Source organism: Rhodococcus sp. P3_B8, from assembly GCF_056402775.1.
Window position 1 is genome coordinate 1 of the sequence record NZ_JBFUGT010000080.1, and the last position, 26,399, is coordinate 26,399.

Annotated in this window: 26 protein-coding genes; 13 read left to right on the forward strand and 13 right to left on the reverse strand. The window is 66.5% G+C overall.

Going from position 1 to position 26,399, the window contains the following annotated elements; genetic code table 11:
* Positions 1–360 precede the first annotated feature (360 nt).
* Positions 361–1,716, reverse strand: coding sequence for an MFS transporter (locus AC1D1G_RS22895; RefSeq protein ID WP_283336489.1), 1,356 nt, complete (start codon positions 1,714–1,716; stop codon positions 361–363).
* A 447-nt stretch (positions 1,717–2,163) separates the two neighbouring features.
* Between AC1D1G_RS22895 and AC1D1G_RS22900 the strand changes: the two genes are divergently transcribed.
* The 3 genes from AC1D1G_RS22900 (at position 2,164) to AC1D1G_RS22910 (ending at position 4,686) form a co-directional block, all read left to right on the forward strand.
* Positions 2,164–2,694: a transposase gene (locus AC1D1G_RS22900; protein ID WP_283354556.1), complete on the forward strand. Its 531-nt coding sequence runs from the start codon at positions 2,164–2,166 to the stop codon at positions 2,692–2,694.
* Between the two features lie 132 nt (positions 2,695–2,826).
* Positions 2,827–3,849: an Lrp/AsnC family transcriptional regulator gene (locus tag AC1D1G_RS22905; protein ID WP_477953794.1), complete on the forward strand. Its 1,023-nt coding sequence runs from the start codon at positions 2,827–2,829 to the stop codon at positions 3,847–3,849.
* 477 nt (positions 3,850–4,326) lie between these two features.
* Positions 4,327–4,686, forward strand: coding sequence for a transposase (locus AC1D1G_RS22910; RefSeq protein ID WP_477953805.1), 360 nt, complete (start codon positions 4,327–4,329; stop codon positions 4,684–4,686).
* On the opposite strand, the gene AC1D1G_RS22915 is transcribed toward AC1D1G_RS22910, so the two are convergent.
* From AC1D1G_RS22915 to AC1D1G_RS22935, 5 genes are all read right to left on the reverse strand, one after another.
* The gene (locus tag AC1D1G_RS22915; RefSeq protein ID WP_009477005.1) at positions 4,642–7,041 is read right to left on the reverse strand and encodes a xanthine dehydrogenase family protein molybdopterin-binding subunit; all 2,400 of its coding nucleotides are present in this window, start codon (positions 7,039–7,041) and stop codon (positions 4,642–4,644) included. The two genes, AC1D1G_RS22910 and AC1D1G_RS22915, sit on opposite strands and share 45 nt — an antisense overlap.
* Positions 7,038–7,583 carry a (2Fe-2S)-binding protein gene (locus AC1D1G_RS22920; protein WP_280784797.1) on the reverse strand — a complete coding sequence of 182 codons (546 nt, stop codon included), beginning with the start codon at positions 7,581–7,583 and terminating at the stop codon, positions 7,038–7,040. The genes AC1D1G_RS22915 and AC1D1G_RS22920 overlap by 4 nt, the downstream gene beginning before the upstream one ends.
* On the reverse strand, positions 7,580–8,449 hold the full coding sequence (locus tag AC1D1G_RS22925) for an FAD binding domain-containing protein (protein WP_009477007.1): 870 nt from the start codon (positions 8,447–8,449) through the stop codon (positions 7,580–7,582). Before AC1D1G_RS22925 ends, AC1D1G_RS22920 begins: the two co-directional genes overlap by 4 nt.
* A complete protein-coding gene (locus AC1D1G_RS22930; protein ID WP_283336494.1) occupies positions 8,449–8,835 on the reverse strand; it encodes a hypothetical protein in 387 nt (128 codons plus the stop codon). The genes AC1D1G_RS22925 and AC1D1G_RS22930 overlap by 1 nt, the downstream gene beginning before the upstream one ends.
* A gap of 311 nt (positions 8,836–9,146) precedes the next feature.
* Complete coding sequence (locus AC1D1G_RS22935; RefSeq protein WP_283336495.1) at positions 9,147–9,695, reverse strand: MarR family winged helix-turn-helix transcriptional regulator; 549 nt, start codon at positions 9,693–9,695, stop codon at positions 9,147–9,149.
* Between the two features lie 183 nt (positions 9,696–9,878).
* Between AC1D1G_RS22935 and AC1D1G_RS22940 the strand changes: the two genes are divergently transcribed.
* Both AC1D1G_RS22940 and AC1D1G_RS22945 read left to right on the forward strand, forming a co-directional pair.
* Complete coding sequence (locus AC1D1G_RS22940; protein ID WP_283336496.1) at positions 9,879–10,856, forward strand: XdhC family protein; 978 nt, start codon at positions 9,879–9,881, stop codon at positions 10,854–10,856.
* A gap of 180 nt (positions 10,857–11,036) precedes the next feature.
* Positions 11,037–11,414: a hypothetical protein gene (locus tag AC1D1G_RS22945; RefSeq protein ID WP_317571545.1), complete on the forward strand. Its 378-nt coding sequence runs from the start codon at positions 11,037–11,039 to the stop codon at positions 11,412–11,414.
* Positions 11,415–11,442: 28 nt separating this feature from the next.
* Here AC1D1G_RS22945 and AC1D1G_RS22950 read toward each other — a convergent pair whose 3' ends face one another.
* The 5 genes from AC1D1G_RS22950 to AC1D1G_RS22970 all read right to left on the reverse strand — a co-directional run bounded on the left by AC1D1G_RS22950 (position 11,443) and on the right by AC1D1G_RS22970 (position 15,381).
* Complete coding sequence (locus AC1D1G_RS22950; protein WP_280784792.1) at positions 11,443–11,832, reverse strand: hypothetical protein; 390 nt, start codon at positions 11,830–11,832, stop codon at positions 11,443–11,445.
* 388 nt (positions 11,833–12,220) lie between these two features.
* Complete coding sequence (locus AC1D1G_RS22955) at positions 12,221–13,294, reverse strand: alkene reductase (RefSeq protein ID WP_280784791.1); 1,074 nt, start codon at positions 13,292–13,294, stop codon at positions 12,221–12,223.
* 161 nt (positions 13,295–13,455) lie between these two features.
* Entirely contained in the window at positions 13,456–13,911 is a 456-nt protein-coding gene (locus AC1D1G_RS22960) for a hypothetical protein (protein WP_280784790.1), read from the reverse strand.
* A 73-nt stretch (positions 13,912–13,984) separates the two neighbouring features.
* Positions 13,985–14,380 (reverse strand): universal stress protein, encoded by a 396-nt coding sequence (locus AC1D1G_RS22965; protein ID WP_477953795.1) that lies wholly within the window; start codon positions 14,378–14,380, stop codon positions 13,985–13,987.
* On the reverse strand, positions 14,377–15,381 hold the full coding sequence (locus AC1D1G_RS22970) for a 2-hydroxyacid dehydrogenase (RefSeq protein WP_418340470.1): 1,005 nt from the start codon (positions 15,379–15,381) through the stop codon (positions 14,377–14,379). Before AC1D1G_RS22970 ends, AC1D1G_RS22965 begins: the two co-directional genes overlap by 4 nt.
* Positions 15,382–15,733: 352 nt before the next feature.
* Between AC1D1G_RS22970 and AC1D1G_RS22975 the strand changes: the two genes are divergently transcribed.
* From AC1D1G_RS22975 to AC1D1G_RS23010, 8 genes are all read left to right on the forward strand, one after another.
* Positions 15,734–17,317 (forward strand): ABC transporter substrate-binding protein, encoded by a 1,584-nt coding sequence (locus tag AC1D1G_RS22975; RefSeq protein WP_280784788.1) that lies wholly within the window; start codon positions 15,734–15,736, stop codon positions 17,315–17,317.
* Between the two features lie 67 nt (positions 17,318–17,384).
* A complete protein-coding gene (locus AC1D1G_RS22980; protein WP_005256530.1) occupies positions 17,385–18,311 on the forward strand; it encodes an ABC transporter permease in 927 nt (308 codons plus the stop codon).
* Between the two features lie 12 nt (positions 18,312–18,323).
* Positions 18,324–19,352: an ABC transporter permease gene (locus AC1D1G_RS22985; RefSeq protein WP_477953797.1), complete on the forward strand. Its 1,029-nt coding sequence runs from the start codon at positions 18,324–18,326 to the stop codon at positions 19,350–19,352.
* A complete protein-coding gene (locus tag AC1D1G_RS22990) occupies positions 19,349–20,377 on the forward strand; it encodes an ABC transporter ATP-binding protein (protein WP_283336503.1) in 1,029 nt (342 codons plus the stop codon). Before AC1D1G_RS22985 ends, AC1D1G_RS22990 begins: the two co-directional genes overlap by 4 nt.
* Positions 20,370–21,380, forward strand: coding sequence for an ABC transporter ATP-binding protein (locus AC1D1G_RS22995; RefSeq protein WP_477953800.1), 1,011 nt, complete (start codon positions 20,370–20,372; stop codon positions 21,378–21,380). The genes AC1D1G_RS22990 and AC1D1G_RS22995 overlap by 8 nt, the downstream gene beginning before the upstream one ends.
* The gene (locus AC1D1G_RS23000; protein ID WP_169695018.1) at positions 21,377–22,093 is read left to right on the forward strand and encodes a sulfite exporter TauE/SafE family protein; all 717 of its coding nucleotides are present in this window, start codon (positions 21,377–21,379) and stop codon (positions 22,091–22,093) included. The genes AC1D1G_RS22995 and AC1D1G_RS23000 overlap by 4 nt, the downstream gene beginning before the upstream one ends.
* A gap of 121 nt (positions 22,094–22,214) precedes the next feature.
* Positions 22,215–23,555, forward strand: a complete 1,341-nt coding sequence (gene gudD, locus AC1D1G_RS23005) for a glucarate dehydratase (protein WP_477953801.1) — start codon at positions 22,215–22,217, stop codon at positions 23,553–23,555.
* Positions 23,555–24,535 carry a 2-hydroxyacid dehydrogenase gene (locus AC1D1G_RS23010; protein WP_477953802.1) on the forward strand — a complete coding sequence of 327 codons (981 nt, stop codon included), beginning with the start codon at positions 23,555–23,557 and terminating at the stop codon, positions 24,533–24,535. Before gudD ends, AC1D1G_RS23010 begins: the two co-directional genes overlap by 1 nt.
* Before the next feature lie 6 nt (positions 24,536–24,541).
* Here AC1D1G_RS23010 and AC1D1G_RS23015 read toward each other — a convergent pair whose 3' ends face one another.
* Complete coding sequence (locus AC1D1G_RS23015; protein WP_061040762.1) at positions 24,542–24,922, reverse strand: hemophore-related protein; 381 nt, start codon at positions 24,920–24,922, stop codon at positions 24,542–24,544.
* Between the two features lie 563 nt (positions 24,923–25,485).
* Positions 25,486–25,734 (reverse strand): alpha/beta fold hydrolase, encoded by a 249-nt coding sequence (locus tag AC1D1G_RS23020; RefSeq protein ID WP_005569242.1) that lies wholly within the window; start codon positions 25,732–25,734, stop codon positions 25,486–25,488.
* Positions 25,735–26,399: the final 665 nt, after the last annotated feature.

Here is a 26,399-nt window from a genome sequence, read left to right on the forward strand (position 1 = left end):
GAAACAGGACTTCGTGTTCCAGGAAGGCTGTGCGCAGTTCGGTCTGGCACTGCGGTGTGATCTCGTCACGAAGATCCAGGCCGTGGATGAACGCCCCGATGGTTGGTGTTGCGCGTTCCAGGGTGAATGTTTCGTATCGTGATTCATTGCTGCTCATAGGGTTTCCTTCCGTCAGTGTGTTATCTGTTACTAGATGGGGGCGAATTCTGTGCCGCGGCGGGCGGAGCCTGAACCCCTAGAGCACAGGACGGTGAGCACCCCTTCTCCGAGAGGTTGTTCTTTCAGGAGTTGTGGGACCGATCAGAGTTCGCTGTCATTGTGAGTGCTTCCGTGCCCGAGAGGCGACGTCCATGAGGGGCATCACTCCGAGTAGGTGGGAGTGCGGAGCCCGCTCACGTTATCGGTGCCGATTCCGCTGTCGGCTTGCGTATCTTTTTTCCGGTTCGTCCGTCCGAGCACCAGTACGCAGACGAACGACAGTGCTGCGGTGACGAAGACATACAGGGAAATGGAGATGGACGCATGGGTTGCGCTGAGTAGTGTTCCGGCGATGAGCGGCGCGATGGCGCTGCCCAAGAGGTTGCCGAGGGTGGTGGCCAGCGACAGCCCGCTGTAGCGGACTCGTGCGTCGAACGCCTCGGAGAAGTATGCCGGCTGCAGCGCCCACGGGATGTATACGGCGATGGTCGCGGCGACGTAGCAGACAGCGATGAAGCCGTACGAGCCCGAGTCGAGCGCCCAGTAGAGGGGGAAGGCGAGAGAACCGATGAGGGCAAGGCCGAGCAGGAAGAGCCGTTGCCGGCCGAATCTGTCGGAGAGCGCACCTGCGATCGGGGTGACCACGAATCCGACCGCGGAGGTGACGATCACCAGAATCAGCATGGAACTTTGGCTCAGGCCGCCTGCCTCTTGCGTATAGACGAAGTTGTACACGGTCAGGAGGTAGAAGAAGATGCCCGGCGAGAGGCTGGCGCCGGCGACCAGGAGCACCTGCTTCGGATGTGTGCGAAGAACTTCGATGATCGGCAGGCGCACGACGGCGTGCACATCCTTGACCCGGTCGAACTCCGGACTCTCGGCGACCTGTACCCGGATGATCAGTCCGGTGATCACCAGTACCGCACTGAGGAGGAACGGAACACGCCACCCCCAGGCCATGAAGTGATCATCGGCCATTGCATCGAGGGGTAGGTACACGGTCATCGCCAGGATCAGTCCGACCGCCACCCCCGCCTGCGGCCAGCTGCCGAAGAAACCACGTCGGCTATCGGGGGAATGCTCCGTCGCCATGAGCGCAGCGCCACCCCATTCGCCGCCGAGCGCGAAGCCTTGCGTCAGTCGCAGCAGCACCAGCAGCACCGGAGCGAAGGCGCCGATGGTGGCATATGTCGGCAACAGGCCGATCAGTACGGTGGCGACGCCCATGATCAAGATGGTGACGACCATCATCGATTTTCGGCCAACCCTGTCCCCGAAGTGACCGAAGACGATGGCTCCGATCGGACGGGCGACGAAGCCGGCGGCGAAGGTCGAGAAGGCCAGCAGGGTTCCGATGGCCGGGTCGAAGCTGGGGAAGAAGTGATGGTTGAACACGAGCACGGCTGCGGTGCTGTAGATGAAGAAGTCGTACCACTCGATGGTTGTGCCGATCAGGCTCGCCAGTGCGACCTTCTTCGGCGAGCCTGCGCCCGCTGGTCGTGCGATTGCACCACCCATATTGTGCCTCCCGGCTATTTGACGAACATGGGTCACGCGGCGCGTGAACCCGTGGCGAATCAGAGCGTTTTAGGGCGCCTCTGTTTCTGAATAACGTGCACAGATCGAAACCACCAAATTACTTAAGTGGTCAATATCTTAATGCTGAGGCTAGTTGTGCGCAAGCTCTCATTTCTTAAAGTTTGAGCCCTCAACCTGCTGTTATGCCTAACCGCGAGACCGCAAGATTCAGACACTGAGTGACGAATGAAATAGAGCGGAAAATGGATTCCCCGGCCCGAAACGCCGCTACGCACCTCGGTGGAATCAGCCACGCGTGGCCGGCACGAAGAAATAGACCGTGTGCACAGTTAACGATTTCCACTCGTGGGCGGAAAGCAAGAGAAATCCACGTCGGATTAATGTGCGAAACATGGTCAGCGGCAAGCTGGCACACCACGAACAGAAATGTCCGCAGAGATGCGGATCCTGGCGGGGTTGCCGGCACTCACCCGAGCCGCGCGGGGTGCGATCGTGTGGGACGTCAGCGTGGATTCGACCATCGCGCAGGCTCACCAGCATGCGGCGGGCGTGCGCTGGGCTCCCGAGGCGCAGTCCGTGCCGCCCGGCGAGGTCGAGATCGAGCCCGCCGACCACGCGTTGCGGCGCTCCCGAGATGGGTGGACCACCAGGACGCATCTGGCCTACCTGGCCTACCTGGCCGCAGCGGTCCCTGATCACCTCGGCCGCGGCGTCAGCGTAGTCGTCCAGGTCGAACCGACGTCCGGGATCCCCGCTGCGCCCGGATCCCGGGGCGTCCCACGCGAGCAGCCTCAGGGAACTGTTGAGCTCACCGAATTGTGGTGCGAAACTGTCGGCGCTACCACCGATTCCGCGCAGCAGGAGCACGGGACCGGTGCCAGCCCCGACTACGTGCGCCACGACGCCCGCCCGCTGTCTACCCGCCCGTTGGACGGCACCTTCCTCACCCCTGACTGATTGTGTCCACATGCATCGACCTCGACTTCGTGGGCCGGGAGTCCCGGTTGCGCAACTCGCGCTCAACCACTCTGAGTGGCGCACCTCACGAGAACTCGGTTTTGGCCGATTTCCATAATTGTTACGGCCATAATGTCCAATATGACCTCTCAGGCTGCAGCAGAACTGGACCTTGCAATTATCGGCGCGCTGCAGCTCAACCCCCGCGCTGACTGGGCGGACTTGGCGGAGGCACTTCAGTACTCGCCGAAGACACTCGCCCGAAGATGGAAGCTGTTGTCCGAGAGCGGCTCGGCATGGATCGCGGTGGCTCCGGGCCCGACCTTCCTGCAATTCGGATGTGCCGCATGGCTTGCGATCACCTGCAGACCCCAGAGCAAGCATGACGTTGCAGAAGCCCTGATTGCCGAACCAGCAGTCGACACGGTATCGAGCACATCCGGGACGTCGGACTTCCATGTGATCGTGTTCGTCTCCAGCATTGCCGACCTCACCCGTCTGCTCACCGACCGCATCGAGGTGATCGAAGGAATCAGGTCGGTGGCAACGACGGTCGTGCTCACCAACTACACAGAAGGCGCGCGGTGGCGCGTCCAGGCGTTAGACCTGGAACAGGCCAATCTTCTCCAATTGCCCCAGGCAGCGCCCACACGCAGGAAAACGATTCCATTCCTGGACGATCTCGATCGTTCTCTGCTCGGAGCTCTGGCGAAAGATGGGCGTCAAGCATGGACCACACTCGGCGAGCAATGCGATGTGACCGGACCGACCGCGCGACGCCGCGTCGAAAGGCTGATCGACGGGGGCCACGTGGCCCTGCGCTGCGAGGGAGCGAACACACTTGTCGGACCAGTCGTCGAGACGACTTTCATGATCACGACCGCACCGAGCGAGTTGAACACGGTCGGCAACCTATTGAGCCGGATTCCAAAATGCCGAATTGCAAACGCCACTACCGGAACCTCGACAATCGTCGCCACGATGTGGTTTCAGACGATCAGCGAGATCGCGCCATTCGCGGCTGCACTCACGCGAGAACTTCCGTCCATCACCATTTCGGACCGGTTCATCAGCCTCCACACATTCAAGAGGGCAGGACACGTCCTTGATCAGGATGGACGAACCACCGGATTGATCCCACGGGCCATCTTCTAGCGGGAACCGAACAACCCGTAACCAGCCGACACCCGGATCTCTTGGGGGTGACCGGTCATCGATCCGCTTCCGGAAGTTGAGTTGGGCGGCGCCGGCGGTGTTGGTTGTGGTGTTCGGGTTGGTGACGGTTCCGTGGCGTGCTGCCCGCCAATTCGCCGTTCCGTTTGTGCTGGCGTTGCGCCGATCGCCGCGCCGGCGGCGTGGTTCGTCATCGGGGTGGACCTGTTTTTCACCCCGGATTGAGCTCGCCGGTGCCACTCGGGCGGCGCGTGAGTTGCTGCTGGGGCTGTTCGACGGTCCGCCCGTCGGGACCTATGTCGAGGGCCGCGACGATCGGCCTTGGCTGTACCCCGAGGTTTAGGTCGTGTTTCAAAGGTGGTTCGGCTGTGAGTTTTCGATCAAGTGGGTGTGTCGGTGCCGCCCAGCGTCGCGGTGCCGGGGCGGGCGGACGTTACCGACGTGCAATGGGCGCGGTTGGTGCCGCTGCTGCCTCTGGGTAGGAGGGCGGGCCGTTCGCCGAAGTGCACGAAACGGCAGCTCATCGACGGGATCCGGTGGCGGATTCGGGCGGGTACGACGTGGCGGGATGTGCCGGCCCGGTACGAGCCGTGGCACGGTGTACTTGTTCCGGTGTTGGCGGCGGGCGGGGGTGTGGGTGCGGCGCCGAAGTGTCGCTGCGACGCAGGAACAGCGACGTTGCGCGTGAGGATGCCGCCGTCGGGTCCTGCTCCTGTCGACGTTCCGGTCGTCGGCGTCTGTGCCGACGACCGGTGGTCTGAGGTCCGGTTGAATTCAGGCGTGCGACAACGGCGGGAGACCGGGTACGCCGCCGGTTGAGAGTGCACGAAAGACGCGTTCTGGTGTCATCGGCAACTCGGTAAGCTGGGCACCGACCGCGTCGGCGATGGCCTGGGCAATTGCCGGGGCGATGGGGAGCATGCCGCCCTCCCCCATGCCTTTGGCGCCGAAGGGGCCGGCGCCGTGTCCCTGCTCCTGGGTGATCGAGACGAACCGCTCGGGGAGGTCCTCCGCGAGTGGGACGCGGTACAGCAGGGCCTCGGCGTTGAGAAGTTCACCGTTCTCGTAGCGCATTTCCTCGAACAGGGCCTGCGCGAGTCCAAGTATGGCGGCGCCTTCATCCTGACCGCGGCAGCCGATCTTGTTGATCACCTTGCCCGCGTCTCCACTGACCGCGAGCTGAAGGACCGTAACCCTACCGGTCTCCGGGTCGACTTCGACCTCGGCTGCCGCCCACCCGATCTCGTAGAAGACACACCGGGCGGCCAATGGCGCATCGGCATCATTGCGCACCTTGTAATAGCCGTCGGCCGAGAACTCGAACCCGGTGTGGCCGAAGAACTCCATGATCCGCTCGAAAAGCGGATATACCTCGCCTGTGGGGGTGCGCACCGTCCAGTCGTCGAGCACTGAGGTGGCCGGGTCGATGGCGAACTGTTCACCGGCCCACTCGAGCACTTGTCTACGCAGGTTCTCCGCCGCGTTCCGGACGGCCTGTCCCATCACCACCACGCCGGACGAGGCGTTGGTGCCCTGATCGAAGGGGGTGTGGTCGGTGTCGATGCGCGTGTACACGACGCGGTCGCGGCTGGTGCGCAGGACGTCGGCGACGATCTGGGACATCGCGGAGTGCCCGCCCTGGCCCATTTCGGTGAGCGCGCAATTGAGGAAGACGTCGCCGTTGGCGGTCACCTTGACCCGCGCCATCGCGGGCTTGTTGCCGCCGCCACTGTCCTTGAGCCCGACGCATACCCCCATGCCGCGGTTTCCGCTGCGATCCCTGGAGTGGTAGCCGATAGCGTCCGCGACCAGACGCATTCCTTCGGCGAGGTCGGAGTCGATCCCCGCATCCCCGGGGACGAATTCTTCGCCGAGCTTTTTGAGGTTTTTCAGCCGCAGTGCGTAGGGATCGATGCCGAGTCGCTGCGCGATGAGGTCGATCTGACGTTCGCCGGCCCACGTGGTCTGGGTGGCCCCGAAGCCGCGCATGGCGCCGGCGGGCACAGTGTTCGTGGTAACCGCCTTGCAGACGGTGTCGATGTGCTGCCAGCGGTACGCGCCCGGCATCCGGTAGCCGGCCTTCTCCGCCACCGCCGGACTGTGTTCGGCGTAGGCCCCGCTGTCGAGGAGCACCGTCGATTTGCGGGCGACAAAGGTGCCGTCCGCCTTGACGCCGGCCTTGACGATCAGCTTCGCCGCGTGCTGCGACACGGTGAGGAAGCCCTCTTCCGTGCTCATGCAGAACCGCACCGGCCGGCCGCCGCTGAGCTGGGACAGGCGGATGGCGACCGGGTCGGCCTTCGGGCCGTTCTTCGCGCCGAACGCGCCGCCGAGCAGGGCGACGTGCACCCGGATCCGGTTTTCGGGGAGGTTGAATACGTGCCCGAGTTCCTGGCGGAGGTTGAACGGGCTCTGCGTCGCCGTCCAGACCTCGATCTGTTCGTCGGTTGCCTCCGCGACCGTGACGAACGGTTCGAGATGCATGTGGTTCATCCGGGAGAAAAGGAAGGTGTCCTCGAAGATGTGGTCGCACTCCTCCCACACGTCCGGTGATCCAGTGCTGTAACGGAATTCGTAGCTGACATTGTGGTCGCTGCGCAGCGACGCCGACGCGCCGTTCCGGTACGGGGGCAACCCGCCGCGCGGCTCGAGCGGATGGATTGTCGGCGACGACGGATCGAGGGCCTCGTCGACGTCGAATACCGCCGGCAGGATCTCGTATTCGACCTGAATGAGGTCCAGTGCAGCCAGGGCCGTGCGCTCATCTACCGCAGCGACGGCGGCGACGATGTCGCCGACATAGCGGACGGTGTCGGTCGCGACGACCGGCTGGTCCTTGACCATGGTGCCGTAACACGCCAGGCCGTCGGTTTCGTTGCGCGTCAGTACCGCGGTGACGCCGTTCAGTGCCTCGGCGGCGCTCGCGTCGATGGACACGATACGAGCGTGCGCGTGCGGACTACGCAGCACCTTCGCGTGCAACATGCCCGGTCGCACGATGTCGGTGTTGTAGACCGCTTTGCCGGTCACCTTGACCGCGGCGTCCGCGCGCGGCAGATCGCGCCCGGTGACCCGCTTGTCCGGAGAGGCGGTCGGCAGCGAATACACGGTGTATCCGGTGCTCGCGGCGTCGGGGTGGACGTCGTGAGTGAAGGACTCGGCTGTCGTCGTCACGCGGATTCCCCGTTCGTCTCACCGGTCAGTTCGGCAGCGCGCTCGACCGATTCGAGGATCATCTCGTATCCGGTACAGCGACAGGTGTTGGAACTGATCCATTCGCGGATGGTGCCGCGATCGGGTTGTGGGTCCTGACGCAGCAGCCCGGTGGTGAGCATCAACATCCCGGACGTGCAGAAGCCGCACTGGAAACCCCCGCACTCGGAGAATGCACGTTGCTGCGGGGACAGCGCGCCGTCGGGCGCGGCCAACCCTTCCACTGTCTCGACCGAGGCGCCGTCGATGCTGAACGCGAAGGTCGAACAGGAGGCGACGGGCAGATCGTCCACGAGCACGGTGCACGCTCCACAGACCCCGCGCTCGCAGGAACCGCGAACGCCGTTGCAGCCGTGGTTGTTGCGCAGGACGTCGAGCAGGATGGCGTTGGCGGCGACGCGCACGGTCTGCTTGACGCCGTTCAGGGCGAACTCGATGCAGGTGTCGAGTTCACCGTCGGGGGCAGCGGATCGGTCGGTCTCGTGATCGGGGTACTCGGTCATCTCGTTGTCGTTCCCTTCAGCTGCGCACACGCCGCGGTGAGCAGGCGGCGCGTCAGCACACGCACCAGGTGCCGGCGGTACTCCGCCGAGCCGGTGTAATCGGCACAATCGTCCGGTAGCTGCTGGGCAAGCTGCGCGCTCACCTCGAGCGGATCGAGTTCGCGGGCGCCGGTGTCGGCCGTCAGAGCGAATCCGTGGCGGTATTCGGAGCCCGATTGCGCGCGCACCTGCAGGGTGCCGTCGGGGTTGCGGCGCACCGCGAGGGCCACTGTCGCCGTCGGACGCATCGAACGCTCATATCCGAACCAGACGAGGTCGTCCGTTCGTACGGTGATGTCGGTCAACAGACCTCGCTGATCGGTTCCGCTGTCCGCCCACAACGACGCGACCGGGCGGGAGAGCGCGCCGGCGTCGAAGACCAGGTCCGCGCCGAGCGCCCCGAGAAGCAGCGGCATCTCGTAGCGGTACCGCCGCGCCATCAGGTTTCCGCCGACGGTCGCGGTGTAGCGGATCCGAACCGTGGCGATCGACGCCCATGCCGCCGCGAGGTCCGGGATCGCGGTGCCGACGGTCTCGTCCGTCGCACCCATGTGGTGGGTCACCATCGGGCCGATATGAAGTACGCCGGCCTCGTGACTGATGGCGCGGAGCGCATCGACCTTCTGCAGCGACACCAACGTGTTTGGGGCGCACCCCTCACGGATCTGGGCGACCAGATCCGAGCAGCCCGCGGCGATGACGGCATCCGGATGTTCGGACACGATCGCGAGGGCGTCCTCGATGGTGGTGGGGCGATGGAGCCGGAAAGGGGCCATCGCGAATTGGGTCTGCGCCACCAACCCGGCGCCGAGGGCCTGGATGCGCATCAGCGGGCTCCCCGCACGAGTGTGCGGCGCGGTATGCCATAGCCGGTATGCATGTGGTGATTCACCCCTTGTAGGGCGCGCCGTTCCACGGCCGCGGAGACGACGTCGAGTGCGGCGCGGACGGCTACCGAACAGAATCCGGTGTAGACGAACCTACGCCGATTCCGGCCCTGAAGATGCTCGCGAACGACGATCGGATCTTCGTCACCAACACAGTCGCAGGAGTCGGCCGGGTCGGTGTGGCACAGCACGGTGTCCAAGGTGCCGCGCGAGGCGTTCCTGCCGTCAGCTGGATTCTGCTCGGGGGTCGCATCGCCGCGCAAGGGTAGGGCAGTCACTGTGCCGCCGCCCTCCGCAGCCACCGTGGCAAGGCCGCTCTTGTTCATGTGCCTCGTTCCATTCGAAAGGACAACGGATGACGGTCCAAGAAGACTCAGCGCAAAGTATCTTTGCTATAAGATAGTTCTACGTTCCTGGCTCCCCGAGGTCAATAGCGCGGCCAAAGTTGTCCGGCCCGGTCATTTCGAGGATTGCGGCACCTGGAGCACACCCCTCCCCGAAGAGTTGCAGGTCACAGTCCTGGTTAGCCCCTGAAGCGCCTTCACCGCTCAGGGTTGCAATAACGTCGGGAACGCACGGGGGATCACGGCAGATCTTCGGCGAGCACACCCCGGAGCGCTCATGTGGTTTCGACCCCCTACGCAGGCGCTGCACCGGCCGACTTTGCGGTGTTCTCCGATGCAGCAGCCTGTAAAGACCCCTCCAGAACGGACAGAAGATCGGCGAGCTGCTCGCGCTGACCACCCCCGAGTCCCCCCTGCATCCGGGCCAGTTCCGCGAAGTGTGCATCCGAAACAGCGTCGACAAGTTTGCGGCCCGCCCCGGTGAGCGTCACATACACCACGCGGGAGTCGATGTCATCGCGCTCACGTAGCACCAGGCCGGCCTCCTCGAGCCGGTTCACCCGCATTGTCAGGCCACCCGTTGTCACCAAGGTCTGTTTCGCCAGCTCCCCGGCAGTGCGCCGGAACGTTGGTTCCGCACGCCGAAGGCAGGCGAGAACGTCGAACCCCGCCTCGTTCGTCCCGAACCGTTCGAACAGCTCATTGATCTGAGCCCGGTACAGCAGAAAACTCCGATGCAGCCGTCCGAAAATCTCCAAAGCCGACACGTCCAGCTCGGGACGCGTCCGAGCCCACTGCCGGATGATCTCACCGACCCCATCCGCCCGATCCGATTCGGCCACTTCACACTCCAGATTCGATACGGGCACGGTGCCGCGAATCAGTCTCGCCTACCGGCGACCGACTCACCGACAATTTCAGGACTTATCTTTGCGCAAAACTATTGTACGATCCTCGCCACCACCGCGACGGCTCCCCAGCCCCGGTCGCCGGAACCGTGACGCGAACAGAATTGCGAGGCACTCGTGAACACCGTCCTTCGCGACATCCACACTGAATGGGAAGCACACCGCGCTATCGCGGTCGCCACCGTCATAGCCACCCACGGGTCATCCCCACGAGACCCCGGCGCGATGCTCGCAGTCCACCAGGACGGAACCGTGGTCGGCAGCATCTCGGGCGGCTGCGTCGAAGGCGCCCTCTACGAAACCGCCCTCGACGTCCTCGCCACCGGGCACCCCCGAATCGAGCACTACGGCCCCACCGGCGACATCCTCGAACCCGGACTGACCTGCGGCGGATCACTGATCGTGCTCGTGGAACGAGTAGACCGCGAGACCATGCCGCAACTCGCCGACCTCATGGAACGGACGCTGCGCGACGAAACCGTCATCCTCGAGACGATCCTCACCGGACCGGAAGCAGGTACCCACCGCATCGCAAACGAACTCGACGCCCCCACCGGCCTGACCTCCTCCGGAACGCTGATACGCCGCTTCCCGTCCCGGCCCCGGATGGTGATCGTGGGTTCGACCGACTTCGCAATGGAGACCGGGCTAGTCGGTACCCGAATGGGCTACCGGGTCACCATCTGCGATGCCCGCCCCGTGTTCACGACACCGCAGCGATTTCCCGATGTCGAAGAGGTCGTGTGCGAGTGGCCGTCGGACTGGATCACAAGTGAGCGCAACAAAGGCCGATTCGATTCCCGCACAGTCATTGTCGTTCTCACCCACGACCCCAAGATCGACATTCCCGTCCTCCTCGAATGCCTCGACGAGGCCAAATGGACACAGCCCCTCGCCTACGTCGGGGCCATGGGGTCACTCACCGCCGACACCAACCGACGGCGGGACCTGGCCGCGGCCGGCCTCCGCCCAGAAAGTCTTGCCACGCTATCCAGCCCGATCGGCCTCGACATCGGCAACCGGGGGCCAGCCGAGACCGCCATCTCCATCGCCGCCGAAATCATCGCCAGCCGGTCCGCGCCAGTGTGCTCATAGAAAGATGACCCCCATCCCGGTAACCCGCGAATCTCCAGCGCCGACCAGGACCAAAACCACCAGATCGATGCGCTGCGCCGCGCCGAGGTGATCGCCAGCCTCCACTCCTACGCGCGCGCGGCCACCGGCCACGATCTGAACGGCTAGGCCGAGTATGGGGAACTGTGAGTAACAGATAGGTTGGGTGCGCGTCGCCAGGCCCGGCCGCCGAGCACCGACAAGGAGCCTCCCATCAACATCCTGCAGAACGTCTCGAGCGAGATCCGCGAGTGGGAACGCGCCGTCACGACGGTGATGCTCCGCATACGCCAGATCGGGGTGCTGATCGACCGTCTGGGGCCCGCACTCGACGACCTGTCCGAACTGCTGGACGCCGCCAAGCAGATCGCGGAGACCGCGGAGGGGCTCGCCGTGAGCGCGAAGGGCATCGACCAGAGCGCCGAGATCATTGCCCGCGACGCGGAGAAGATCGCGCAGGCGCTGCCCGCGGTCGAGCGGCTGGGAAGACTCGCAGACCGCCTACCCGGTGGGGGTAGACGGTCTGCTGGCGGGCGGTGACGGGCGGATGGAGCCCCGTCACACGGTGTCAGTGAGCGAGGTCGTGGACCTCCGTGCCGGCGAGGCGCAGCTCGGCGGGTTGTGCGTCCGGGTCGTCGGCGATCCCCGAAATCGGCATCATGGCGAGGGCCTGGTCGAACGCGTCGACGAGCCATTCCCCGGTCACCGTCACGAGCCGGGTGTCCTCGGCGGCCGGCTGCTTCTGAAAGAAAGTCACCACCCACGGGTTCTGCGCGTCCGGATCGGAACTGAGATCCCCCGGTGCGTTGGTGGCGAGCAGGTAAATGCCGCGCTCGAAATCGACCCGGACGGCGTATCCGCTGCCGGTGTTGACGACGGTGGCCGGGCGGTGGGCGGCCAGGGCCAGCGTCATGAGGGCATCGGCGTAACGAGTGGTGTGCTCCACGGTGAGTGGCATGAACGATCACCTTTCAACTTCTGTGAGCGTCGCCGCGGCAGAGCAGGCCCGGAGTTCAGTGGTCCGAAAATGCAGTTCCTCCGACAGGTCACGAGAAGATAGAAGTCAAGCTGTTCGTCGGGAGCTTCGGCTGCGAGAGCGTCGTGCGGAATGGTGCTCTCACTGTCGGCCACCTTCGAGGTGGGCGTCCTGGCACAGCGTGCACAGTTGGTACGCCCGATTGGAGCACGGACGCGCCGGGCGGTCCGTGAACTCGGTAGCTGTGTACTCAACTACGACTAACCGTACGGTGCCGGGCCCGGATACGCGACACGGGGGCGTCCGTCGGATAGCGCTGTGGCCCATGACCTGGCGTCATGGGCCACAACGTGTCGGCACGCGGGTGGGCTCAGTGCTGCAACACCGGGTAGTCGGTGTAGCCCCTCGCGCCCTCCGAGTAGAAGGTCTCGGGGTCCGGCGTGTTGAGCGGCAGGTCTTCCTGCCAGCGCCGCACGAGATCCGGGTTGGCGATCGCGGGACGCCCGACGACGACGGCATCGGCGTGGCCGTCGTCGAGGATGGCCAGCGCTTCGTCGCGGGTGGTGACCGCCCCGAAACCACTGTTGATCAGCACCGGGCCGCCGAAGCGCGTCCGCAGGTCCTGGGCAAGGGGCCCGGACGGGTCCTTGTGCAGAATGCTCAGGTAGGCGGGCTTCAACGGAGCAATGGCGTCGACCAGCGCGCCGTAGGTGGCCCGAACGTCGTCGGCGTCCAGTTCCAGGGCGTCCTGGATGTTGTGTTCGGGTGAGATGCGGATACCCACCCGCCCGGCGCCGATGGCGTCTGCGACGGCCTCGACCACCTCGACGACGAAGCGTGCCCGGTTCGCGGGGGAGCCGCCGTACGCGTCCTCACGCAGGTTGGATGCCGGGGAGAGGAATTCGTGCAGCAGGTAGCCGTTGGCGGCGTGGATTTCGACGCCGTCCATCCCGGCTGCCACCGCGTTCCGCGACGCCTGGACGAAATCCTCGATGACGGCGGGGAGTTCCTCGGTACGCAGCGCGCGGGGCACCGGGTACGGAGCCTTCCCCTCATAGGTGCGGGTCTCACCGTCGATGGCGACGGCGCTCGGGCCCACCACCTCGTGACCGCCGGTGGTTCCCTCGTGCGTGACGCGGCCGGCGTGCATGACCTGGGCGACGATCCGTCCACCCGCCTCATGCACGGCGTCGGCGACGTTCTTCCAGCCCGCAACCTGTTCGGGTGTCACCAGCCCGGGCTGGCCGGGGAAGCCCTGGCCGGCGTGGCTGGGGTACGTGCCTTCGCCGACGATCAGACCGAGAGAGGCCCGCTGACGGTAGTGCTCGACCACCAGCGGTCCGGGCACACCGTCACGCCCGGAGCGGACGCGGGTCAGGGGTGCCATCACGACCCGATTGGGCAGTTCCAGTTCGCCGAGTGTCAAGGGGGAGAAGAGATTCACAGATATCGGTCTTTCCGTAGGCGTGTTCGGCAGCGCCGTTCTCGGTGCCGCCGCGCAGGATCGGGATCCACTGGGGGAACGGGCCTACGGGCCGGGCTATTCCGACTAGAGACGGCCGTCACTGTGAGGGCACCGTCCCCGAGTCAGGGAATTGTGCTCGCCTACAGGCTGTGGTCGCATTCGAGCAGGGCGTCGAGCCACAGCAAGGCTTCGACGAGGGCCTGCATGCGAATGAGTGCGGTGTCGGCAGGCACGGGCGGCGGGGGATCGGATCCCTCCCGATGCCCGCTCTGCAGGTGTCTCACGACGGCGGTGAACAGCCACTCGGCGGGCGCGGGCAATTCCTCGTTCAGCTCGGCGGTGTCGTGCACGACGGGTACGACGCTGATGAAGCTGTCGACGGCGTCGGTGACGCTCGAGGCCGGATCCGCGATGAGGTCGGCGATGGTCGTGACGATCCACGCCACGACCGCCGTGAACGCCGACCGGTCGCTGCCGTGGTCGCACGCGATCTGGGAGATCTCGGGTGCGAGCGCCTGGAAGTCGCGGTCGCCGACCAAGGTCAGGAGGCGACCGCCCAGTTCCGCGCCGTCAGCGCGCTGAGGCCCATCGATCATGGCTGTCCCACGGCTGGTATTCGGCGCCGTGAGCGTTATGGATGGGCCGGGGAATCAACCTCGTCCGTGCCGCTCAGACCTCTGCTGCGACGGGCGGCTTGACTCCGGCGACGGGGCACTGCGCTTCGAGGAGCACACGCTGGGCAACGCTGCCTATGAGGAGTTTGCCGACGGGGGAGCGTCGCCGCATGCCGAGGACGAGGAGTTCGGCGGCGGAGTCGTAGGACGCGTCGATGAGGTTGTCGGCGTGGGAGCGGTCGGGTTCGTTCCGCGCGATGCGGTAGTCGACGCCGGCTGCGTCCGCTTCCTCCCTCGCGGAGTGCAGTTCGGCCCCGAAGCCGGGATTCGAGGCGCTGTCGCCGTCCGCGATCACCACGAGATCGGTTGCGCGCATGCGGGCTTCGGCGAATCCGAAGGCCAGGGCGCCACGACCTTCGACTGTCGGGACGTAGCTGAGAATGACGCTCATCGTGACCTCGGCTCGAGTACGGGGGTGGTCAGGGTGCCCTGGGCGAGGTATTCGTCGAGGTTCTGCAGGGTGAGAGCCTCCATCGCGGCCCGGGTCTCGGTCGTGCCGCTCGCGACGTGGGGGAGGAGAACGACGGTGTCGAGCGCGAGGAGCGCTTCGGGAACGTGCGGTTCCCTGGCGAACACGTCCAGTCCGGCACCGGCGAGTTTGCGTTCGGTGAGCAGTTCGACGAGCGCGTCTTCGTCGACGACGCTTCCGCGTGCCACGTTGATCAGGTAGCCGTCGGGTCCGAGGGCTTCGAGAACCTGTCGGTCCACGAGCTTTTCGGTACCCTTTCCGCCCGCTGCGGCGACGATCAGCACATCCACCCCGGCGGCGAGTGCGGCGGCCGAGCCGACGTACGAGAACGGGGAGCCGGGAACCTCGCGCCGATTGTGGTAGGAGATCGTGCAACCGAAGCCGGTGAGGCGGGTGGCGATGGCGGAGCCGATGCGTCCCAGCCCGACGATGCCGACCCGCGTGCCGCTCACCTTCCGGGTGAGGGGGAAGTTGCCCTCGGCGGGCCAGCGGCCGTCGCGCACGAAGCGGTCGGCGGCGGAGAAGCCGCGGAGCGTGTCGATCAGCAATCCGACGGCGGTGTCGGCGACGCAGTCGGTGAGGACGTCGGGGGTGTTGCTCACGCCGATTCCGAGCTCCTCGGCGAGCACGACATCGGTTGTGTCGTAACCGACTCCGAAGTGCACGATGGCGCCGAGGTTCGGCAGGTCCGTCATCAGCGCGGCGTCGACTCCGGTGCGGCCGGACGTCACGACCGCGGTGACGGACTCGCCGTGTTCGGCGAGGAAGCTGGTGCGGTCGTCGTCCAGCGGGAGGTCGAGTGCGTCGTACTTCTCGGCGAGCGTCGCGGTGAGGGACGGCTTCAGCGGCCCGACCTTCAGGACGCGTCCTCCCGAAACAGTCTGTACAGCAGCTTCTTTCACGGACGACTCAGCGGTCACCATCGTGCCTCCTGACGAGTGGTGACGCGACTCTCCGCGTCACCGGTTACCCGTACGTTAAGCGGCGCCCGGAATACCTGTCCAACACGTAAATAACATGGATCGATACTCAAACGGCATTGGTTGGCGGCGCGTTGACGTGCGCAGATGCCGAAACCCCCTGTATGTGCCGGTCAGGGGCCTGCCGGCGTGATCGCAGTCTCCATCAATTGTGCGTGTGACGACCCTCACGAGCTGTTTCGGGCCGTTTCCCCCTGTTGACGCTCCTCCGGGCCGCTCATAGCGTGTGTCTACCGTCACAGGCGGGCCCTCTTCACTCGCGTCGAGTACGCGACACATCCCTACGGAGGACACCATGAGCCCTGCACGTTCGCTGCAGCAGGGAACCCGTTACCGCGCCGTCGTCGTGGCCACCGCCGCACTGACGGTGCCGGCTCTGGTCACAGGTTGCTCGGTGGCCAATTCGAGCCACAGCGACGCCGCCAGCCCCGACACGTTGCGGATCGTGCTCCCCCAGGAGCCGCCCACGCTCGAACCCTGCGACGCGTCACTCACCTCTACCGGAGTCGTCGTCCGCTCCAATATCACCGAGCCGCTGGTGGAACGCAACGCCGATACCGGCGATCTCGAACCGAAGCTCGCCGACTCGTGGGAGCAGACGTCGGACACGGTCTGGACGTTCCGGATCCGTCCGGGCGTCACGTTCAGCGACGGCAGCGTCTTCGATGCCGAGGACGCGGCCTTCTCGATCGATCGCACCGTCAACTCCACCATCGGCTGCGACGTCGACGGGTACGTCTTCGGCGACGACGAACTCGAGGTGAACGCGATCGACCCGTCGACCGTGACGGTGCAGACTCCCGTCGCCGACCCGATCCTTCCGCTGCGGATCTCGTTCGTGGAGATGGTGCCCTCCACCACCGACGCCCAGGACAAGGTGCGCGATCCGATCGGCACCGGCCCCTACAAGATCGACTACTGGGATCACGGCCAGCGGCTCGCGCTGGTCCGCAACGACACGTACTGGGGCCCGGCGCCCGAGTACACGCGGGCGATCTACCAGTGGCGGACCGAGGGCAGCGTCCGGGCCGCGATGGTCACCAACGACGAGGCCGAACTCGCCACGTACCTCGGTCCGGAGGACGGCGCGGGCGACCTCGGTGTCGCCTACCCCAACAACGAGACGACGGCGCTGCGCATGATGGCCACCGAACCGCCGCTCGACGATTACCGCGTCCGCGAGGCCATCGACCTCTCCGTCAACCGGGCGGGGATCGTCAAGGCACTGTTCCAGGGTCTCGGCGAGCCGGCCGGGCAACTCGTCGGCAGCAGCATCGTCGGGTTCGACCCCGACCTGCAGCCGACCCCGTACGACTCCGATCGCGCCGCGCAACTGGTGGCGGAGGCGAAGGCCGACGGCGTTCCCGTCGACAACCAGATCCGCCTGATCGGGCGCACGGGCCAGTTCCCGAAGATCAACGAGACCATCGAGGTCATCCAGAACTCGCTGAGCAAGGCCGGCCTGAACGTGAAGATCGAGATGATGGACACGGCCGGGCAGATGCAGTACCAGATCCGGCCGTTCCCGCAGGGCACCGGACCGATTCTGCTGATGATCCAGCACGGCAACCAGGCGGGTGACGCGCAGTTCACCGTCGACCAGTACATGCGCAGCGACGGATACCAGAGCTACTTCGGCTCGCCCGGATACGACGCGCAGATCGACGCCGCCGAGCAACTCGTCGGCGACGCCCGGCAGGACGCGTTCGCCTCGGTACTGGCCAACGAGCCGAAGGAGATCCGGCAGTTCGCGTACATCGCCCACATGAACGCGGTGCTCGCCAAGTCCCCGACGGTGCAGTACGCGCCCAACTCCGCGACCGGCGACGAGATGCGCCTGAGCGAGATGACCCACGCGGACACATCCGCGAACGGCTAACCCCTCTTCCCAGCCCCCCGGAGGAACTGAGATGTCCCAACCGAACCCGATCCGAAGGCGGTGAGTCATGTTCGCCTTCCTGCGCCGACGCGTCTACACCAGCCTCGTACCCCTCCTCGTCGTCCTCTTCGGTGTGTTCCTGCTCGCCCGCCTCACCGGCGACCCGACCAACCTCTACCTCCCGGTCTCCGCGACACCGGATCAGCGCGCCGAGTTCGCGGCCGAGAACGGCCTCGACAAGCCGGTCCTGAGCCAGATGGTCGACTACCTGTCCGGGGTTGCCCACCTCGACTTCGGCGAATCGCTGCGCACCGGTGAATCCGCCGCGACCATGGCGTTGCGGGCGTTCCCGGCCACGCTGCAGCTGGCGTTCTTCACGATGCTGCTCGCGATCATCGGCGCCATCGTGATCGGCTGCTGGGCGGCGTACCGGCCGAATTCGCTCGCCGACCGGATCTCGAGCCTGCTGTCGATGACCGCGGCCAGCATCCCCGATTTCTGGTTCGCCATCACCGGCGTGTGGATCTTCGCGGTGGTGCTGGGGGTGCTGCCCACGTCGGGTACCGGAAGCGCGCTGTCGTGGATCCTGCCGATCGCGACTCTGCTCATCCGGCCCCTCGGCGTGCTCACCCAGGTGGTCCGCGGCGCGATGGTGTCGGCGCTGTCCGCACCATACGTACGTCTTGCTCGGAGTAAGGGCGCAGGCGACCTGCGCGTCGTCACCCATCACGCGCTCCGGAACGCCGCGGCTCCGGCGCTGACGGTGGCCGGCGACCTCACCGTCGGCCTGGTCAACGGCGCCGTCGTCGTCGAGGCGATCTTCGGATGGCCCGGCATCGGCAAGCTGATGATCGACGCGATCCTGCAGCGCGATTTCGCAGTACTGCAGGCGGCGGTGCTGCTGACCGCGGTCAGCATCTTCGTCCTCAACATCCTGATCGACGCGGGCTACGCACTTCTCGACGCGCGTGTCCGTGAGAAGTCCAAGGTCTAGGAGGCCGCCGAGATGTCCATAGACAACGCACCCCGCCTGGACGGCGCCGGCGACCTCTACCCGGGCCCCGACGAGACGCCTGCCGTCGCTGCCCCCGCCGGAGAAACCGTTCCGGCACCGAAACCGTCCCGGAGCAAGGCGCCGTTGTGGCGACTGCTCCTGCGGGACCGGATGGCCACGGTCGCGGCGGCGATCCTGGTGTTCGTGTTCCTCGTCGCCGTCTTCGGCCCGTGGCTCGTCGGCGACGCCGCGACGGATCAGAACCTCGACCAGTCCAACCTCGCACCGTTCCACGTGGCGAACGGGTGGATGAACATCCTCGGCACCGACCCGCTCGGACGCAGCATGCTGGCCCGGCTGATCGTCGCGTGCCGCACCACCCTCCTGGTGGCGCTGCCCGCGGTCGCGCTGTCCTGCATCATCGGGTCCCTCGTCGGCATGTGGGCGGGCTACCACCGCGGCTGGCGGGAGACGACGGCGATGCGCGTTGCCGACGTCATCATGAGCTTCCCGTCGCTGCTGATGGCCGTCGTCGTCCTCTACGTGTTCTCGCCCAGCGCCGCGAACATCGTCCTGGTCCTGGCCATCACCCGCATCCCGATCTACCTCCGCACCGCCCGCGCGGAGTCGGCGGAACTGCAGAGCCGGTTGTTCGTGGACGCCGCCCGCACGTTCGGCGCCCGCAGCGGGGCCGTCATCCGCAGGCACGTGTTCCCCATCCTGCTGCCGACGCTGCTCACCGTCGCCACCCTCGACTTCTGCTACGTGATGCTGGCCGAGTCGTCGCTGAGCTTCCTGGGCATCGGCATCCAGCCGCCGGACATCAGCTGGGGCCTGATGGTGTCCCAGGGCCGGACGTACCTGCAGACGGCGTGGTGGCTGTCGTTCTTCCCCGGCCTCGCCATCGTGATCACCACCGTGTCGGCGACCGTGCTCGCGGCATGGGCGCGGATCGCCACCGACCCCGCCCAGCGCTGGCGTCTGACCGTCCCGCGGTCGCGTCGCTCCCGGCTGTTCCCCACCCGAAAGGTCGTCTCATGAGTGCACCCGCACCGGCTGTCGAATCGCCCGACGTCGCAGACACCGACCGCGTCGCCCTCGAGGTCGCGGATCTGACCGTCGACCTGCGCACCCCCTCGGGCACGGTCCGGGCCGTCGACCACGTGTCGTTCACCGCGCGGCGCGGGGAGACCCTCGCGCTGCTCGGTGAGTCGGGGTGCGGCAAGTCGATGACCGCGCAGGCGCTCGTCGGCCTGCTCGAACCGATCGCCGACATCACCGACGGTTCGGTCCGTCTCGGCGACGTCGACTTGGTGACGGCGAAGGCCAGGACCCGCCGCACCCTCGCCGCCACCGAACTCGCCATCGTGTTCCAGGACGCGCTGACCGCGCTCAACCCGGTGTACACGGTCGGTAAGCAGTTGGCCGAACCGTTCCGCATCCATCGCGGGCTGTCCTCGAAAGAGGCGCGACGGGAAGCGGTCTCGCTGATGGAGAGGGTAGGGATTCCCGAGCCCGAATCGCGCGTCGACTCCTACCCGCACCAGTTCTCCGGCGGCATGCGGCAGCGCCTGCTGATCGCGATGGCCGTCGCACTGAGCCCGACGGTCCTGCTCGCCGACGAACCGACGACGGCACTCGACGTCACGGTGCAGGCACAGATCATGTCGCTGCTGCGGGATCTGCGCACCGAGCACGACATGGCCGTCATCCTGATCACCCACGATCTCGCGCTCGTCGCCGAGGAGGCCGACCGCGTCGCGATCATGTACGCGGGCAACGTCGTCGAGACGGGCCCGGTCGCCGAGGTGTTCTCGTCGCCGCAGCACCCGTACACCAAGGGGCTGCTCGATTCGGTTCCCGTGCACGCGGTCCGCGGCGAGGACCTGAAATCCATCGGCGGCACCCCGCCCGACCTGCACTCCATTCCGTCCGGCTGCGTCTACCAGGCGCGCTGCCCGCTGGCCCGCGACCTGTGCCGCACCACCCGCCCACCGCTCGCCGACGTCGCCACACACGGCCGCCGCTCGGCGTGCCACTTCCCCGAGGAGATCTCGCATGTCTGAGTCGATTCTGAAGGTGCGGGGCCTCACCAAGACGTTCAAGGTGCCTGCCAACGCGGCGGGCAAGAATCAGTTGCGCGCGCTCGACGGCATCGACCTCGACCTCGCCCGCGGCGAAACGCTCGGGCTCGTCGGCGAATCGGGTTGTGGCAAGTCGACTCTCGCCCGCACGCTGATGATGCTCGAGCGCCCCGACTCCGGTTCGGTGACGTGGGACGGCGTCGACCCGTTCTCGCTGAAGGGTAAGGACCTGCTGGCGCTGCGCCGCCGGGTGCAGATGGTGTTCCAGGACCCGTACGCGTCGCTGAACTCCCGGATGTCGGCGGCCGACATCATCGCCGAGCCGTGGCGCACCCACAAGACGATGTACAAGACGAGCCGCGACCGGGCGGCACGGGTGCGGGAACTGCTGCACCTGGTGGGTCTGCKGCCGAGCGACGAGCACCGGTACCCGCAGGAGTTCTCCGGCGGTCAGCGTCAGCGACTCGGGATCGCCCGAGCCCTGGCGTTGAACCCGAGCGTCGTCATCTGCGACGAACCCGTGTCGGCGCTCGACCTGTCGGTGCAGGCGCAGGTGCTCAACCTGCTGAACGACCTGCAGAAGCAGCTCGGCATCTCGTACGTGTTCATCTCGCACGACCTGTCGGTGGTCCGGCACGTCGCCGACCGCGTCGCCGTGATGTACCTCGGGCGGATCGTGGAGACGGGTGCGACGGACGCCGTCTTCGACCGTCCCGCCCACCCGTACACCGAGGCCCTGATGTCGGCGGCACCGAAGCTGGACGCCGAATCCCGGGGCAAGCGGATCATCCTCGACGGTGAAGTGCCGTCGCCGCTGAACCCGCCGTCGGGCTGCCGGTTCCGCACCCGCTGCGCCCACGCGACCGACATCTGCGCGAGCACAGTGCCGCCCGCCGCCGTCGACGCGCGCGAGACCGGCCACGTCGCCGAATGCCACCACCCCCGGCGTCCGATCGAACTCGGCGTTCCCGTCGCGGTCGGGTGAGCGGGGCAGGGTTCGCGATCATCGCGTTCGCCGTCTTCCTCGCCTCGTGCATGCAGGCCTCGATCGGATTCGGGATGGGGATGCTCGCCGCACCCGTCGTCGCGCTCGTCGACCCGGGCCTGCTGCCCGGGACCCTGATCATGACGGCGACGGTCGTCACGGTGATGGTGGTGTGGCGGGAACGCGACGCCCTCGATCTGTCGGGCACCGGGTGGGCGCTGGCCGGCCGGGTGCCGGGCACGATCGCGGGCGCGTTGCTGCTGGTGGTGCTGCCGGAACGGGGGCTGTCGCTGCTACTCGCCGCCGTGGTGCTGGCCGGGGTCGTCTTCGCGACGCTGGGCTGGGCACCGCCGCCGCGACGCCGGAACCTCGCCGTCGCAGGCGCCGCGTCGGGTCTGCTCGGCACGGCCACGTCGATCGGCGGGCCGCCGATGGCACTGGTGATGCAGGGGTCGAAGGGGGCGCAGCTGCGCGGCAACATGAGCGCGTTCTTCCTGGTGGGCTCCACGCTGTCGGTGGCCGTTCTCGCCGCGACGGGGTCGGTGCATCGCGAGTCGGCGGTGATGTTCCTGCTGCTGATCCCGGCGACGGTGCTCGGCTACGTGGCGTCGCGGTTCGTGAATCGCCACCTGGACGCTGCACGCCTGCGCCGGGCGTCGATCACGGTGTCCTGTGTGGGTGCGTTGATGCTGATCGGACAGCAGCTTCTCTGATGCAGTGTCTGCATCGTTCGATGCTCAACAAGTCTTGGACATGTATCGATCGGGCCACTTAGAGTTTTGGTTGTGAGGCGCCTCACGGGCGGCGCTGCGCTGTGAAGGAAGGTTTTCGGAGATGAGTACAACGAGCACCACCCCGGTCGTCACCGACATGCGAGTGGTCCCGATCGCGGGACACGACAGCATGCTCCTGAACCTGTCCGGCGCGCATGCCCCGTACTTCACCCGGAACCTGGTGATCCTCACCGATTCCGACGGCAACACCGGTGTCGGCGAGGTGCCCGGCGGTGAACCGATCCGCCGTACCCTCGAAGACGCCCGCGCGATCGTGACGGGGCGCAGCATCGGCGAGTACAACGGCGTTCTCGCCGATCTGCGACGCACGTTCGCCGACCGGGACGCGGCGGGCCGCGGCAACCAGACGTTCGACCTTCGTGTCGCGATCCACGCCGTCACCGCCGTCGAGTCGGCACTCCTCGACGTTCTCGGGCAGCACCTCGGTGTTCCCGTCGCGGCCCTGCTCGGCGAGGGTCAGCAGCGCGAGAAGGTGCAGGCGCTCGGCTACCTCTTCTTCGTCGGCGACCGCAACAAGACCGACCTCGAGTACCAGTCGGGTGCGGCGGAGTCCGACGACTGGCTGCGCCTGCGGCACGAGGAGGCGCTGACGCCGGACGCGGTCGTGCGACTGGCCGAGGCGGCTCAGGCGCGATACGGCTTCGCCGACTTCAAGCTCAAGGGCGGCGTCCTGGCACCCCGCGAGGAGGCGGCGGCCGTGACGGCGCTGGCCGAGCGATTCCCCGACGCCCGGATCACCCTCGACCCCAACGGCGGTTGGCTGCTGTCGGAGGCGATCGAGACGTGCCGCGGGCTGAAAGACGTTCTCGCGTATGCCGAGGACCCGGTCGGCCCCGAGGGCAGCTTCTCCGGTCGAGAGGTGATGAGCGAATTCAAGCGCGCCACCGGACTGCCGACCGCCACCAACATGATCGCCACCGACTGGCGCGAGATGGGGCACACCATCCGCTCCGGCGCCGTCGACATCCCGCTCGCCGACCCGCACTTCTGGACCATGAACGGATCCGTCCGCGTCGCCCAGCTCTGCGACGCGTGGGGCCTCACGTGGGGTTCGCATTCCAACAACCACTTCGACGTGTCGCTCGCGATGTTCACCCACGTCGCGGCCGCGGCTCCGGGCGACATCACCGCCATCGATACGCACTGGATCTGGCAGGACGGTCARCGGATCACGAAGGACCCGTTCGAGATCGAAGACGGCTACCTCACCGTGCCGTCGACCCCCGGCCTCGGTGTCGAACTCGACATGGACCGCGTCGAGGCCGCCCACGAGCTGTACCTGCAGARGGGGCTCGGCGCGCGCGACGACTCGATCGGCATGCAGTTCCTGGTGCCCGGCTGGACGTTCGACAGCAAGCGCCCGGCGTTGGTGCGCGCCTGATGAAGGTCGTCGTCGGCGACCGGAACCTGCTGCCGCATCGCGAGCTGTTCGAGTCGGGGCTGCCGTCCGGTGCGACGGTGTCGTGGCATCGGACGTTCGACGAGTCGGCCATCGTCGCCGACCTCGCCGACGCCGACGTCTATGTGGGCGGCCGGTTCACCGCCGCGATGGCGGCCGCTGCGCCGAAGTTGCGCCTGCTGCACGTCGCCGGCGCGGGCACCGACAACGTGGCGTTCGCCGCGCTCCCCGCGGACACCCTGGTGGCCAACACCTTCCACCACGAGGACTCGATCGCCGAGTACATCGTGTCGGCGGCGCTGATGCTGCGCCGCGGATTCCTCCGGCACGATCGCGCCCTCCGCGGCGACGTGTGGGCCACCTCGGTGTATGACGACGCGATCGCGCAGTCCCGGTCGATGCGGGGCGCGCGGGTCGGATTCGTCGGCTTCGGTCACATCGGCCGGCGGTCGTGGAACGTGCTGCGCGCGTTCGGGTCCGAGGGCTGCGCCGTGACCGGGCGGGGAAATCTCGACGCCGCCGAGGAAGGCCTCGCCTGGGCAGGGGGCAACACGTCGCTGCTCCGGCTCCTGACGGAGTCCGACGTCGTGGTGGTGTCCGCGCCCCTGAACGATCACACCCGCGACATGATCGGCGGCGCGGAACTCGACGCGCTCGGACCCGACGGCATCCTGATCAACGTCGGGCGCGGCCCCCTCGTCCAGGAACAACCGCTGTACGACGCGCTCGCGTCGCACCGGATCGCGGCCGCGGCGATCGACGTCTGGTACTCCTACCCCGACGCCGGCGGTCACGGCGCCCCGAGCGCGCTGCCGTTCCGCGACCTGCGGAACGTCCTGATGACCCCGCACTCGTCCGGCGTCACCGACCACACGTTCGTCGGCCGGGTCGGCGACATCACCGACAACATCCGCAGGCTGGACACGGGGCAGACGGTCCTGCGCACCGTCCGCCCCGGCTAGCGTGCGTCAGTAGTTACCGCAGGTCTCGGCGATCGTCAGCGCCTTCGCGCGCCACTCGACGGCCGGTCCCTCGGTAGGCACGGTGTCCAGTCGGCTCTTCAGCTGCGGGTGGGCGTCGAGGACGGCCTGGCGGTCGGCCGGGGACTTCGAGAAGAAGTCCGCCAGCTGAGCCTTGCGCTCGGGTGCCTGGTCGAGGCGCGCGGCGAGCTGCGGAGTCACGTCGTGCATCGCCGCATCGATCTGCGCGAAGCTGCACGTGGAGTTCACGAGGCGGGACGAGTCGGAGTCGGCCGGATCCGCGGAGGCGATGCCCGGGATCACGAGGGCGGCGGAGATCGCGCCGACGGCGGCGATACCGAATTGCAGACGTGCTCGTGAAACGTTCATGACGAGTCCTCCCATGTCGGTTGGTTTGCCGGGGAAACGATAGGGGCCCGAATTGTGACTTTCCTGAGGACCGTCTGAGAATTGGTGCGGCGAACTGGACTCCGAAGATGGTGCGCAACGCGAAGGCCGCACGTCAGCAGCCCACCGATCGGCGTTCGGCGTTCGGCAGGTTCGTGGAGCAGATCGAACTCCGGGTCAGTCAGGCGCCATTCCAGCCGTGTGGGGTCATCCACAGCCCGTGGACGAGGTCGAGGGTGTCGGGTGCTGCGGTGTGACCTTTCATGACTGTGATCCTTTTGTCTCGGGTGAGGGGATGCCACGAGGTGTAGGTAGACCGCGAGCACGGCGCCGTCGATCCGCGCGGATGACTTTCTTGCCGCCGACATCGAACGGCACTGTCTGGTCGTCGTCACGTGAATGACGAGGGTGGGGACGTCGACCTTGTCGAGGTCAGCTCGGAAGTCCGTCGCCGAGAACGCGGCGATGCCTTCGTAGGCGTTGTGGTGACCCCCTGATTTGCCTGCGACCAGAACGAGTCGCGTACACCCTGGGACGGGTGACTGTCAGGTCGGTTGCGCCGAAGAATCGAAGGCTTCGACCGGGATGCCGTCGGGGTTGTCGGCGGTCTGCAGCATGAACGGCGGCACCGCCGAGGCGAGCACGATCTGGGCGACCCGGCCGGTCCCGTGCCGTCCGGCGTATCTACTCACCTCACCACCGCCGGTCGAGAGACCGACCAGCGTGGTGTCGTGAAGGTCGAGGTGCTCGAGTAGCGCCGCGAGGTCGGTCCTGCGCTTCCCAGCTGTCCGCATTGAGCGGCCACCCGTGGCTCAGGACTACGGGCGGCCGGCACCCCGGTCCTTGTAGGGGATCTCGGTGCCGCCGAGAGTGGTGACTGCCGGTATGCCGTACTTCTCGATGAGGACTCCCCGATGAAGAGCGAGTGGCAATGGGAGCGACGGTCCCACCGTCGAGCTTTCGGACCTGCTAAACCGGCTCAGCGTGCACGCTTCTGGTCTGACGGTGCACGCCGGCACGAATGGCAGATCCGGCGGAGTTCAGCGTGCGAATCCCCGCGACCAGGCGATTTGGAATATCGCGTGCGGTTCGCGTAACTTATTCCAAGTCAGAGCGACACGGACACCGACATTCACCACCTGGTGATGCAACGAGGTTGTACGAAGTGCCTGACCAATCCGAAGTTCACCATCGTGTATGGTTGTGCTTCAACCCCGGAATGTCTTCAGCGGGTGCCGGTTTGCGCCGGTCAGTCCGATGAGATAAGCTGGAAAAGTTGCCCCGGAGCGGCTGGCGAGTGTGCCAGWRGTGATGGTGTGTGCGTGTTCTTTGAGAACTCAACAGTGTGTCGATGAATGTCAGTGCCAAATGTTTTTGGTACTCCGCATCACGGATGATCAACTGGCCCTTCGGGTTTGGTTGTGAGTTGTGGTGTGGGTATTTGCTGGCTCTTCTCCTT

Excerpts from the sequence above, each read along its gene's own strand:
- AC1D1G_RS22895 (WP_283336489.1), bottom strand. The coding sequence starts at position 1,716 with ATGGGTGGTGCAATCGCACGACCAGCGGGCGCAGGCTCGCCGAAGAAG.
- AC1D1G_RS22900 (WP_283354556.1), top strand. The coding sequence starts at position 2,164 with ATGTCCGCAGAGATGCGGATCCTGGCGGGGTTGCCGGCACTCACCCGA.
- AC1D1G_RS22905 (WP_477953794.1), top strand. The coding sequence starts at position 2,827 with ATGTCCAATATGACCTCTCAGGCTGCAGCAGAACTGGACCTTGCAATT.
- AC1D1G_RS22920 (WP_280784797.1), bottom strand. The coding sequence starts at position 7,583 with ATGACCGAGTACCCCGATCACGAGACCGACCGATCCGCTGCCCCCGAC.
- AC1D1G_RS22925 (WP_009477007.1), bottom strand. The coding sequence starts at position 8,449 with ATGCGCATCCAGGCCCTCGGCGCCGGGTTGGTGGCGCAGACCCAATTC.
- AC1D1G_RS22930 (WP_283336494.1), bottom strand. The coding sequence starts at position 8,835 with ATGAACAAGAGCGGCCTTGCCACGGTGGCTGCGGAGGGCGGCGGCACA.
- AC1D1G_RS22950 (WP_280784792.1), bottom strand. The coding sequence starts at position 11,832 with ATGCCACTCACCGTGGAGCACACCACTCGTTACGCCGATGCCCTCATG.
- AC1D1G_RS22960 (WP_280784790.1), bottom strand. The coding sequence starts at position 13,911 with ATGATCGATGGGCCTCAGCGCGCTGACGGCGCGGAACTGGGCGGTCGC.
- AC1D1G_RS22965 (WP_477953795.1), bottom strand. The coding sequence starts at position 14,380 with ATGAGCGTCATTCTCAGCTACGTCCCGACAGTCGAAGGTCGTGGCGCC.
- AC1D1G_RS22970 (WP_418340470.1), bottom strand. The coding sequence starts at position 15,381 with ATGGTGACCGCTGAGTCGTCCGTGAAAGAAGCTGCTGTACAGACTGTT.
- AC1D1G_RS22975 (WP_280784788.1), top strand. The coding sequence starts at position 15,734 with ATGAGCCCTGCACGTTCGCTGCAGCAGGGAACCCGTTACCGCGCCGTC.
- AC1D1G_RS22980 (WP_005256530.1), top strand. The coding sequence starts at position 17,385 with ATGTTCGCCTTCCTGCGCCGACGCGTCTACACCAGCCTCGTACCCCTC.
- AC1D1G_RS22985 (WP_477953797.1), top strand. The coding sequence starts at position 18,324 with ATGTCCATAGACAACGCACCCCGCCTGGACGGCGCCGGCGACCTCTAC.
- AC1D1G_RS22990 (WP_283336503.1), top strand. The coding sequence starts at position 19,349 with ATGAGTGCACCCGCACCGGCTGTCGAATCGCCCGACGTCGCAGACACC.
- AC1D1G_RS23010 (WP_477953802.1), top strand. The coding sequence starts at position 23,555 with ATGAAGGTCGTCGTCGGCGACCGGAACCTGCTGCCGCATCGCGAGCTG.
- AC1D1G_RS23015 (WP_061040762.1), bottom strand. The coding sequence starts at position 24,922 with ATGAACGTTTCACGAGCACGTCTGCAATTCGGTATCGCCGCCGTCGGC.
- AC1D1G_RS23020 (WP_005569242.1), bottom strand. The coding sequence starts at position 25,734 with ATGCGGACAGCTGGGAAGCGCAGGACCGACCTCGCGGCGCTACTCGAG.